The following is a 10,408-nucleotide window of genomic DNA, read 5'->3' as shown; positions in this document are numbered from 1 at the left end:
TTCCTTCGTTCCCGTTTCCGGGCCCTCCGGGCGCTTCCTTCGTTTCCGACTCTATCAGATCTTTCCGATCCGATTTCCTCGGTGCTTTCCGGTCCCGAATTTGTTTTCCTCGGGGCCTTCCGGCGCTTTCCGACTTTATCAGATGATCTGAGTCGGATTTCCCGCCTCCCGTTCAGCCGGCCGGGCGCACTGCGGCGCCGGGGCTTCCCGTTCTGGCGGAGCCGTAAACGTACTGGAGCGGGGCGCCCCGATGCAAATCGAGGCGCCCCGCTCCGTAACCGCGCTGGTCAGGCCCTTCGGGCTCAGACCTCGACGACGACCGGGAGGATCATCGGGCGGCGGCGGTAGGTGTCGGAGACCCACTTGCCGACGGTGCGGCGGATCAGCTGCTGGAGCTGGTGGGGTTCCATGACGCCGTCCTGGGCGGACTTGTTCAGCGCCTGCTCGATCTTCGGGACCACCGCGTCGAAGGCGGAGTCCTCGATGCCGGAGCCGCGCGCGTGCAGGTGCGGGCCGCCGGTGATCTTGCCGGTGGAGGAGTCCACCACCAGGAAGACCGAGATGATGCCCTCCTCGCCGAGGATGCGGCGGTCCTTCAGGGAGGACTCGGTGACGTCGCCGACCGAGAGGCCGTCCACGTACACGTATCCCGCCTGGACCTTGCCGGTGATGCGGGCGCGGCCGTCGACCAGGTCGACGACGACGCCGTCCTCGGCGATGACGATGTGGTCCTTCGGGATGCCCGTCATCGCGCCGAGCTCGGCGTTGGCGCGCAGGTGGCGCCACTCGCCGTGGACCGGCATGAGGTTCTTCGGGCGGCAGATGTTGTAGAAGTACAGCAGCTCGCCGGCCGAGGCGTGGCCCGAGACGTGGACCTTGGCGTTGCCCTTGTGGACGACGTTGGCGCCCCAGCGGGTCAGGCCGTTGATCACGCGGTAGACCGCGTTCTCGTTGCCCGGGATGAGGGACGAGGCCAGGATGACCGTGTCGCCGGGGACGATCCGGATCTGGTGGTCGCGGTTGGCCATCCGGGACAGGGCCGCCATCGGCTCGCCCTGGGAACCCGTGCAGACCAGCACGACCTCGTCGTCCGGCAGGTCGTCCAGCGTCTTCACGTCCACGACGAGGCCGGCCGGGACCTTGAGGTAGCCGAGGTCCCGGGCGATGCCCATGTTGCGGACCATCGAGCGGCCGACGAAGGCGACCCGGCGGCCGTACTCGTGGGCGGCGTCGAGGATCTGCTGGATGCGGTGCACGTGGCTGGCGAAGCTCGCCACGATGATCCGCTTCTGGGCGTTCGCGAAGACGTTCCGCAGGACGTTGGAGATGTCCTTCTCCGGCGGGACGAAGCCGGGGACCTCGGCGTTCGTCGAGTCGGACAGCAGGAGGTCGATGCCCTCCTCGCTGAGCCGCGCGAACGTGTGCAGGTCCGTGAGGCGGCCGTCCAGCGGGAGCTGGTCCATCTTGAAGTCGCCGGTGGCGACGGCCATGCCCGCGGGGGTGCGGATGGCGACCGCCAGCGCGTCCGGGATGGAGTGGTTGACCGCGATGAACTCGCAGTCGAACGCGCCCAGCACCTCGCGGTCGCCCTCCTTCACCTCAAGGGTGTAGGGGCGGATGCGGTGCTCCTGGAGCTTGGCCTCGATCAGCGCGAGGGTCAGCTTCGAGCCGATGAGCGGGATGTCCGCCTTCAGCCGGAGCAGGTAGGGGACGGCACCGATGTGGTCCTCGTGGCCGTGCGTGAGCACGATGCCCTCGATGTCGTCCAGACGGTCCCGGATGATGCTGAAGTCCGGCAGGATCAGGTCGACGCCGGGCTGCTCCTCCTCGGGGAAGAGGACGCCGCAGTCGACGATCAGCAGACGGCCGTCGAATTCGAAGACCGTCATGTTGCGGCCGATCTCGCCGAGGCCCCCGAGCGGGATGACGCGCAGGGCGCCCTGGGGGAGCTTCGGCGGTGCGCCGAGTTCGGGATGCGGATGGCTCAAAAGTCTCTCCTCACCACACGCGCCACGTACCGGCCGGCACGTGGCGCGCATGACAATCGTGCACTTGCTGTTGTCGGTTTTCGGTTGTCGCCTTGTTCAGTTGTGAAGTCCGGTGTCAGAGATCTACCCCGCCGGCGGCGAGGTCGACCTTGAGCTGGTCGGTCTCCTGCGCGGAGAGCTCGACGAGCGGGAGGCGCAGCGGGCCGGCCGGGAGGCCCTGGAGGGCGAGCGCGGCCTTGGTGGTCATGACGCCCTGGGTGCGGAACATGCCGGTGTAGACCGGGAGCAGCTTCTGGTGGATCTCGGTGGCCTTCTCGAAGTCGCCCGAGAGGTGGGCGTCGAGGAGGGCGCGCAGGTCGGGGGTGACGACGTGGCCCACGACGGAGACGAAGCCGACGGCTCCGACGGAGAGCAGCGGCAGGTTGAGCATGTCGTCGCCGGAGTACCAGGCGAGGCCGGAGCGGGCGATGGCCCAGCTGGCGCGGCCGAGGTCGCCCTTGGCGTCCTTGTTGGCGACGATCCGGGGGTGCTCGGCGAGCCGGACGATCGTCTCGGTGTCGATCGGGACGCCGGAGCGGCCGGGGATGTCGTACAGCATCACCGGGAGGCCGGTGAAGTCGGCGATCGCGGTGAAGTGCCGGTACAGGCCCTCCTGCGGGGGCTTGTTGTAGTACGGCGTGACGGCGAGGAGGCCGTGGGCGCCGTCGCGCTCGGCGGCGCGGGCCAGCTCGATCGAGTGGTGGGTGTCGTTGGTGCCGATGCCGGCGATGACGTGGGCGCGGTCTCCGACCGCCTCCAGGACGGCGCGTACGAGCTCCGATTTCTCCGCGTCGCTGGTGGTGGGGGACTCGCCGGTGGTGCCGTTGACGACGAGGCCGTCGTTGCCTGCGTCCACCAGGTGGGTGGCGAGTCGCCGGGCGCCGTCGAGGTCGAGTGCGCCGTCCGCCGTGAAGGGCGTGACCATGGCGGTGAGGACCCGCCCGAAGGGGGTCTGCGGAGTGGAGATCGGAGCCATGGGTAACACGCTACTCGCTGCTCAGCGCCGGGTGCCCCCTCGGGGGACGTGAGAAGAGGAGCCCGGCACTGCCTGCTCGGGGGTTCAAGCAGTGCCGGGTCCGTTTGATCAGCCTAGATGAACTTCACGAAACGTCGCAATACGGACACTTCGTGAGAGTGGACGAACATCTGTGCCCTACGGCGCGACGCGTCCGTTCTTGTTGAAGGCCGCGTGGGTGAGCGGCATCAGCCGGGCCCACTGCTCCTCCATCTTCTCGCCGACCATCTCGATCTCCCGCTGCGGGAAGGACGGCACCGCGGCCAGCTCGTGCTGGGTGCGCAGGCCGAGGAAGTGCATCAGCGAGCGCGCGTTGCAGGTGGCGTACATCGAGGAGTAGAGGCCGACCGGGAGGACCGCGCGGGCGACCTCGCGGGCGACGCCGGCGGCCAGCATCTCCTGGTAGGTGGCGTACGCCTGGCGGTACGAGTCCTCCATCGTCCGGCCGACCAGCTCGTGCTGCTCCGGGGTGCCCTCGACGAAGACGTACTTGCCGGGGCGGCCCTCCTGGACCAGCTTGCGGGAGGTGTCCGGGACGTAGAAGACCGGTTCGAGCTGCCGGTAGCGGCCCGACTCCTCGTTGTACGACCAGCCGACCCGGTGCCGCATGAACTCGCGGAAGACGAAGATCGGGGCACTGATGAAGAAGGTCATCGAGTTGTGCTCGAAGGGGCTGCCGTGGCGGTCCCGCATCAGGTAGTTGATCAGGCCCTTCGAGCGCTCCGGGTCCTTCTGGAGCTCTTCGAGGGACTGCTCCCCCGCCGTGGAGACCCGGGCCGCCCACAGGACGTCGGAGTCGGCCGCGGCGCTCTTGACCAGTTCGACGGTGACGTCGCTCCTGAGGTCGATCTTCGCCGGCTCGGTGGGGGTGTCGGTCACCAGGAGTACCTTCCAGTCGTCTGTGGGGCGGGCCCAGGTTAGCGCGAGTCCGTCTGAAGGATGAGATTGGGCTGCTTCGGTGAAAAACGGCACCAAACCCTCGGTTCGATCGTCTGTACCTGTGAGGCGCACGATGACCACCGAGGAGAGTGACATCCATGTTCAGGCGGGATGAGGCCGTACCGTTCGCGTTCGTGGCGGAGGCCGACGAGTTCCGCAGTAACGTCACTCCGCCGCCTCGTGAACGGCTCAGGCCCGGGCAGGTCGTCGGGCGCACGCTGCTCGGGCTGACCGTGGCCGCCGGGCTCGTGGGCTCCCTCGTCCTCGGGATGCCGTCCCTCGACAGCACGGACTCGCCCGCGCACCAGCAGCAGTCCGAAGCCTCCGACAACCGCTGAGGTAGCCTCACCGGGCACCGCCCCTTCGAGCGTGCTTGTGAGTGAGGAACCGCCGTGCCCCTGCCCTTTCTGACGGCCGACCGTGCCTTCGACACCACCGATGCCGTCGCGCTCCCGTTCGACGACCACGACCAGTGGCGCCGTCCGTACCGTCCGGGGCCCTACCGGGTCGGTGCGGCGGCGCTCGCGCTGCTGCTCGCCTCGTTCGTGCTGCTCGCCGCGGTGATCATCGCCGCCGCGGGTGCCGTCGGCGGGGCGGGCGTCACCTTCGGCGTCGCCCTGCTGATCATCCTGGCCTCGCTGCGCCTGCTGCGCATGGGCGTCTGGGTGAGCCGCGCCGGGGTGCGCCGCGTCGGCTTCTTCACCACCGGCACCACGGCGTGGACGAAGGTGACCGCCGTCCGCACCGCGCAGCAGCCGGTGCGCTGGCTGAACCTCCCGCGGACGGTCCAGGGCCAGGCCCTGCTCCTCGACCGGGCGGCCGGCGAGCAGCTGGTGCTGCTCACCGACCACAACGCGGACTTCCTCTCCCGCACCGAGGCCTTCGACCGGGCCGCCGACACCGTCGAGGCCTGGCACGCCGAGTACGGCGTCAGGCGCTGACCGTCCGGCCCTCGTGGAGGGCGATGGCCCGCTGCATCGCCTTGCGGGCCCGGGGGGTGTCGCGGGCGTCGTGGTAGGCGACCGCCAGCCGGAACCAGCAGCGCCAGTCCTCCGGCGCCCTCTCGGTCTCGGCCTTGCGCAGGGCGAAGACCTCGTCCGCGGAGTCGCGGTCGATCCGGCCCCCCTGGGTGCGCCTCAGCTCGTCGACGGGCAGTCCGCCCTCGGCCTCCAGCTCCGCCGCCAGCCGGTTGGCCCGCCGCGCGAAGCTGGTGTTCTTCCACAGGAACCAGGCGCCGACGCACGGCAGCAGGAACGCCACCGCGCCCATGCCCATGGCCGCCGGCTCGCCGGTCAGGAGGAGCAGGACGCCCTCCATCGCCACCACCCCGAAGACCAGCACGAGGACGGTGGCGAGGAAGACGTACGTGATCTTGCCGCCCATGACCGTCAGCCCAGGTCCAGGAAGTGCTCCAGGCCGAACGTGAGGCCCGGGGCGCTCACCACGCGGCGAGCACCGAGCAGCACGCCCGGCATGAAGCTGGAGTGGTGCAGCGAGTCGTGGCGGACGGTGAGCGTCTCGCCCTCGCCGCCGAGCAGCACCTCCTGGTGGGCCAGCAGGCCCCGGAGCCGTACCGCGTGCACCGGCACGCCGTCCACGTCCGCGCCGCGGGCCCCGTCGAGGGCGGTCGCGGTGGCGTCCGGCTGGGCGCCGAGGCCGGCCTCGGCACGGGCCTTGGCGATCAGCTGGGCCGTACGGGTGGCGGTGCCGGAAGGGGCGTCCACCTTGTTCGGGTGGTGCAGCTCGACGACCTCGACGGACTCGAAGTACGGGGCCGCGAGCTGCGCGAACCGCATGGTGAGGACCGCGCCGATGGAGAAGTTCGGGGCGATGAGGACGCCGGTCCCCGGGGAGGCGGCGAGCCAGCCGTTCAGCCGCGCGAGGCGGTCCTCGGTCCAGCCGGTGGTACCGACGACGGCGTGGATGCCGTGGCCCACGCAGTACTCGAGGTTGGCCATGACCGAGTCGGGGGTGGTCAGCTCGACGACGACCTGGGCACCCGCCCCGGTGAGGGCCTCCAGCTCGTCGCCGCGGCCCAGGGCCGCGACCAGCTCCATGTCCTCGGCGGCCTCGACGGCCCTGACGGCCTCGGAGCCGATGCGGCCCCGGGCACCGAGGACCGCCACGCGCAGCTTGCTCATCGCACTTCTTCCTTAGGGGTGGAGGTCAGGAGACGGCCTGGTGGAGGCGGTCCGCCTGCTTGTCCTTCAGCGGTCCTATCACCGAGAGCGAGGGCCGCTGGGTCAGCACGTCGCGGGCGACCGCCCGGACCTCGTCCGGGGTGACCGCCGCGATCCGGGCCAGCATGTCGTCGACCGACATCTGGGTGCCCCAGCACAGCTCGCTCTTGCCGATGCGGTTCATGATCGCGCCGGTGTCCTCCAGGCCGAGGACCGTGGAACCGGAGAGCTGGCCGACGGCGCGGGTGATCTCCTCGTCGGTGAGGCCCTCGGAGGCGACCTTGTCGAGCTCGTCCCGGCAGATCCCGAGCACGTCGTGGACCTGGCTGGGGCGGCAGCCCGCGTAGACGCCGAAGAGGCCGCAGTCGGCGAAGCCCGAGGTGTACGAGTACACGCTGTAGGCCAGGCCGCGCTTCTCCCGGACCTCCTGGAAGAGGCGGGAGGACATGCCGCCGCCGAGGGCGGTGTTCAGCACGCCGAGCGCCCAGCGGCGCTCGTCGGTGCGGGCCAGGCCGGGCATGCCGAGGACGACGTGCGCCTGCTCGGTCTTGCGGCCCATCAGCTCGACCTTGCCGGCCGTGCGGATGGCCTTGCGGCCGTCGCGCGGGTCGACCGGGACGGCGTCGGTGCGGCTCAGGGCCCCGGCGCGCTCGAAGGCGCGGCGGACCTGGCGCACCACCGTGGCGTGGTCGACGTTGCCCGCGGCGGCGACGACCAGGTGGGTCGGGTCGTAGTGCTTCTTGTAGAAGCGGGAGATCTGGCCGCGGGTGAGCGCGTTGATCGTGTCGACGGTGCCGAGGACCGGGCGGCCCAGCGGGGTGTCGCCGAACATGGTCTGCGCGAACAGGTCGTGCACCACGTCGCCGGGGTCGTCCTCGGTCATCGCGATCTCTTCGAGGATGACGCCGCGCTCGGCGTCCACGTCCTCATCGAGGATGAGCGAGCCCGTGAGCATGTCGCAGACGACGTCGATCGCCAGCGGCAGGTCGGTGTCGAGGACCCGGGCGTAGTAGCAGGTGTACTCCTTCGCCGTGAAGGCGTTCATCTCGCCGCCGACCGCGTCGATCGCGGACGAGATGTCGAGGGCGGACCGTGCGGCCGTGCCCTTGAAGAGGAGATGCTCCAGGTAGTGGGTGGCGCCGTTCAGCGTCGGGGTCTCGTCGCGGGAACCGACGTGGGCCCAGATGCCGAAGGTCGCGGAGCGCACCGAGGGAAGGGTCTCGGTGACCACGCGCAGGCCACCGGGGAGGGTGGTGCGGCGGACGGTGCCGATGCCGTCCTTGCCGGGCAGAAGCGTTTGGGTACGGGCGACGGCCCGCCCCTCGGAGGAGGGGCGGGCCGTCGTCACGGAACTACGGGACGTCACGAGGAGGCGTCGTCCTTCTGCTCGTCCTCGCCCTCGATCACGGGGATCAGGGAGAGCTTGCCGCGCTGGTCGATCTCGGCGATCTCGACCTGGACCTTGGAGCCGATCGCGAGCACGTCCTCGACGTTCTCCACGCGCTTGCCGCCGGCGAGCTTGCGGATCTGCGAGATGTGCAGCAGGCCGTCCTTGCCCGGGAGCAGGGAGACGAAGGCACCGAAGGTGGTGGTCTTGACGACCGTGCCCAGGTACCGCTCGCCGACCTCCGGCATGGTCGGGTTGGCGATGCCGTTGATCGTGGCGCGGGCGGCCTCGGCCTGCGAGCCGACCTGGGCACCGATGTAGATGGTGCCGTCGTCCTCGATCGTGATCTCGGCGCCGGTGTCCTCCTGGATCTGGTTGATCATCTTGCCCTTGGGGCCGATGACCTCGCCGATCTTGTCCACGGGGATCTTGACGGTGATGATCCGCGGGGCGTTGGGGGACATCTCGTCCGGGGTGTCGATCGCTTCCATCATCACGTCGAGGATGTGGAGGCGGGCGTCGCGGGCCTGCTTGAGGGCCGCGGCCAGGACGGAGGCCGGGATGCCGTCCAGCTTGGTGTCGAGCTGGAGGGCGGTGACGAACTCCTTGGTGCCGGCGACCTTGAAGTCCATGTCGCCGAAGGCGTCCTCCGCACCGAGGATGTCGGTGAGGGCGACGTAGTGCGTCTCGCCGTTGATCTCCTGGGAGATCAGGCCCATGGCGATGCCGGCGACGGGGGCCTTGAGCGGCACACCGGCGTTCAGCAGCGACATGGTGGAGGCGCAGACGGAGCCCATCGACGTCGAGCCGTTGGAGCCGAGGGCCTCGGACACCTGGCGGATCGCGTAGGGGAACTCCTCGCGGGTCGGGAGGACCGGCACGATCGCGCGCTCGGCGAGCGCGCCGTGGCCGATCTCGCGGCGCTTCGGCGAACCGACGCGGCCGGTCTCGCCGACGGAGTACGGCGGGAAGTTGTAGTTGTGCATGTACCGCTTGCGGGTCACCGGGGAGAGGGTGTCCAGCTGCTGCTCCATGCGGAGCATGTTGAGGGTGGTGACGCCCAGGATCTGGGTCTCGCCACGCTCGAACAGGGCGGAGCCGTGCACGCGCGGGATGGCCTCGACCTCGGCGGCCAGCGTACGGATGTCCGTGACGCCGCGGCCGTCGATGCGGACCTTGTCCTTGATGACGCGCTCGCGGACCAGGGCCTTGGTCAGGGAGCGGTACGCGGCGGAGATCTCCTTCTCGCGGCCCTCGAAGGCCGGGAGGAGCTTCTCGGCGGCCAGCTCCTTGACGCGGTCGAGCTCGGCCTCGCGGTCCTGCTTGCCGGCGATGGTGAGCGCCTGGGCGAGCTCGCCGCGGACGGCGTCGGAGAGCGCGGCGTACACGTCGTCCTGGTAGTCCAGGAAGATCGGGAACTCGGCCTCGGGCTTGGCGGCCTTGGCGGCCAGGTCCGACTGGGCCTTGCAGAGGACCTTGATGAACGGCTTCGCGGCCTCGAGGCCCGCGGCCACGACCTCCTCGGTCGGCGCCTCGGCGCCGCCCTGGACGAGGGTGATGGTCTTCTCGGTGGCCTCGGCCTCGACCATCATGATCGCGACGTCGCCGTCCTCCAGGACGCGACCGGCGACGACCATGTCGAAGACGGCGTCCTCGAGCTCGGTGTGCGTCGGGAAGGCGACCCACTGGCCGTTGATCAGCGCGACGCGGACGCCGCCGATCGGGCCGGAGAAGGGCAGGCCGGCCAGCTGGGTGGACGCGGACGCGGCGTTGATCGCGACGACGTCGTACAGGTGGTCGGGGTTGAGCGCCATGATCGTGGCGACGACCTGGATCTCGTTGCGCAGGCCCTTCTTGAAGGACGGGCGCAGCGGGCGGTCGATCAGGCGGCAGGTGAGGATCGCGTCCTCGGAGGGGCGGCCCTCGCGGCGGAAGAAGGAGCCGGGGATCTTGCCGGCCGCGTACATCCGCTCCTCGACGTCCACCGTGAGGGGGAAGAAGTCGAGCTGGTCCTTGGGGCGCTTCGAGGCGCTGGTGGCCGACAGCACCATGGTGTCGTCGTCCAGGTAGGCGACGGCGGAGCCGGCGGCCTGGCGGGCCAGGCGGCCCGTCTCGAAGCGGATGGTGCGGGTACCGAAGGAGCCGTTGTCGATGACGGCCTCGGCGTAGTGGGTCTCGTTCTCCACTATGGGTTTCTCCTACGTTCGTCTTTGGTCCGTGCGCCCGTGTGGCGCGGGACGGGTGCGGGAGAAGCGGTGATGTGGCGGGCCGGTCTTCGATCGAAGCACCCGGGATGAGGTCCGGGGGCCACTACCGAGGACCGGCGGCGTGCCGGCTGCTTCTCGCGCGGGTTGTGGCGTTCTGCGACCAGAGTAATTGCCGGTCGGTACTTCGCGCACGTACAGCAAAGGGAGCGGCCCCCTGAAAGTGGGACCCGCTCCCTCCGCAGCGTTCGCCATCCAGATGGATTACTTGGCGCCGCCGGCCGCACCACGGCGGATGCCGAGGCGGTCGACCAGCGTACGGAAGCGCTGGATGTCCTTCTTGGCCAGGTACTGCAGCAGGCGGCGGCGCTGACCGACCAGGATCAGCAGACCACGACGGGAGTGGTGGTCGTGCTTGTGGGTCTTGAGGTGCTCGGTCAGGTCCGAGATGCGGCGGGAGAGCATGGCGACCTGGACCTCGGGGGAGCCGGTGTCGCCCTCCTTGGTGCCGAACTCGGTCATGATCTGCTTCTTGACGGCGGCGTCGAGAGCCACGCGGTTCTCCTCAGGTTTCGTGCCCACGAGTGCCCCTGGTCTACATCTCAGGGGAGCTTCCGTGACTCGGGAGCGAAGGTCCGTTGAGCGCTGTTCGCACT

The 10,408-nt window shown here is 69.8% G+C and carries 10 protein-coding genes; 2 read left to right on the top strand and 8 right to left on the bottom strand.

What is annotated here, in order from left to right; genetic code table 11:
* Window positions 1–302: 302 nt before the first annotated feature.
* From ACF1ED_RS30525 to thyX, 3 genes are all read right to left on the bottom strand, one after another.
* Complete coding sequence (locus ACF1ED_RS30525; RefSeq protein ID WP_391765890.1) at window positions 303–1,988, bottom strand: ribonuclease J; 1,686 nt, start codon at window positions 1,986–1,988, stop codon at window positions 303–305.
* Between the two features lie 115 nt (window positions 1,989–2,103).
* On the bottom strand, window positions 2,104–3,003 hold the full coding sequence (dapA, locus tag ACF1ED_RS30520) for a 4-hydroxy-tetrahydrodipicolinate synthase (protein ID WP_391765888.1): 900 nt from the start codon (window positions 3,001–3,003) through the stop codon (window positions 2,104–2,106).
* A gap of 177 nt (window positions 3,004–3,180) precedes the next feature.
* On the bottom strand, window positions 3,181–3,921 hold the full coding sequence (thyX, locus tag ACF1ED_RS30515) for an FAD-dependent thymidylate synthase (protein ID WP_391765886.1): 741 nt from the start codon (window positions 3,919–3,921) through the stop codon (window positions 3,181–3,183).
* 158 nt (window positions 3,922–4,079) lie between these two features.
* Between thyX and ACF1ED_RS30510 the strand changes: the two genes are divergently transcribed.
* Both ACF1ED_RS30510 and ACF1ED_RS30505 read left to right on the top strand, forming a co-directional pair.
* Window positions 4,080–4,319: a hypothetical protein gene (locus ACF1ED_RS30510; RefSeq protein WP_351850016.1), complete on the top strand. Its 240-nt coding sequence runs from the start codon at window positions 4,080–4,082 to the stop codon at window positions 4,317–4,319.
* Between the two features lie 54 nt (window positions 4,320–4,373).
* Window positions 4,374–4,922: a hypothetical protein gene (locus tag ACF1ED_RS30505; protein WP_391765884.1), complete on the top strand. Its 549-nt coding sequence runs from the start codon at window positions 4,374–4,376 to the stop codon at window positions 4,920–4,922.
* On the opposite strand, the gene ACF1ED_RS30500 is transcribed toward ACF1ED_RS30505, so the two are convergent.
* The 5 genes from ACF1ED_RS30500 to rpsO form a co-directional block, all read right to left on the bottom strand.
* On the bottom strand, window positions 4,912–5,364 hold the full coding sequence (locus tag ACF1ED_RS30500; RefSeq protein ID WP_391765882.1) for a hypothetical protein: 453 nt from the start codon (window positions 5,362–5,364) through the stop codon (window positions 4,912–4,914). The genes ACF1ED_RS30505 and ACF1ED_RS30500 overlap by 11 nt on opposite strands.
* 5 nt (window positions 5,365–5,369) lie before the next feature.
* Window positions 5,370–6,122: a 4-hydroxy-tetrahydrodipicolinate reductase gene (gene dapB, locus ACF1ED_RS30495; RefSeq protein ID WP_391765880.1), complete on the bottom strand. Its 753-nt coding sequence runs from the start codon at window positions 6,120–6,122 to the stop codon at window positions 5,370–5,372.
* 25 nt (window positions 6,123–6,147) lie between these two features.
* The gene (locus ACF1ED_RS30490) at window positions 6,148–7,527 is read right to left on the bottom strand and encodes a M16 family metallopeptidase (RefSeq protein ID WP_391765878.1); all 1,380 of its coding nucleotides are present in this window, start codon (window positions 7,525–7,527) and stop codon (window positions 6,148–6,150) included.
* Window positions 7,524–9,734 (bottom strand): polyribonucleotide nucleotidyltransferase, encoded by a 2,211-nt coding sequence (locus ACF1ED_RS30485; protein ID WP_391765876.1) that lies wholly within the window; start codon window positions 9,732–9,734, stop codon window positions 7,524–7,526. Before ACF1ED_RS30485 ends, ACF1ED_RS30490 begins: the two co-directional genes overlap by 4 nt.
* 282 nt (window positions 9,735–10,016) lie before the next feature.
* Complete coding sequence (gene rpsO, locus ACF1ED_RS30480; protein ID WP_043230508.1) at window positions 10,017–10,307, bottom strand: 30S ribosomal protein S15; 291 nt, start codon at window positions 10,305–10,307, stop codon at window positions 10,017–10,019.
* Window positions 10,308–10,408: the final 101 nt, after the last annotated feature.

This window comes from Streptomyces sp. NPDC014656 (genome assembly GCF_043084305.1).
Lineage (GTDB): Bacteria > Actinomycetota > Actinomycetes > Streptomycetales > Streptomycetaceae > Streptomyces.
Note: the sequence above shows the minus strand (reverse complement) of the source record. Positions and strands in the feature narration are given on the sequence as shown.

Bases quoted from the DNA above. Each gene is read 5' to 3' on its own strand.
- ACF1ED_RS30500 (WP_391765882.1), bottom strand. From the start codon at position 5,364: ATGGGCGGCAAGATCACGTACGTCTTCCTCGCCACCGTCCTCGTGCTG.
- dapA (WP_391765888.1), bottom strand. From the start codon at position 3,003: ATGGCTCCGATCTCCACTCCGCAGACCCCCTTCGGGCGGGTCCTCACC.
- ACF1ED_RS30510 (WP_351850016.1), top strand. From the start codon at position 4,080: ATGTTCAGGCGGGATGAGGCCGTACCGTTCGCGTTCGTGGCGGAGGCC.
- dapB (WP_391765880.1), bottom strand. From the start codon at position 6,122: ATGAGCAAGCTGCGCGTGGCGGTCCTCGGTGCCCGGGGCCGCATCGGC.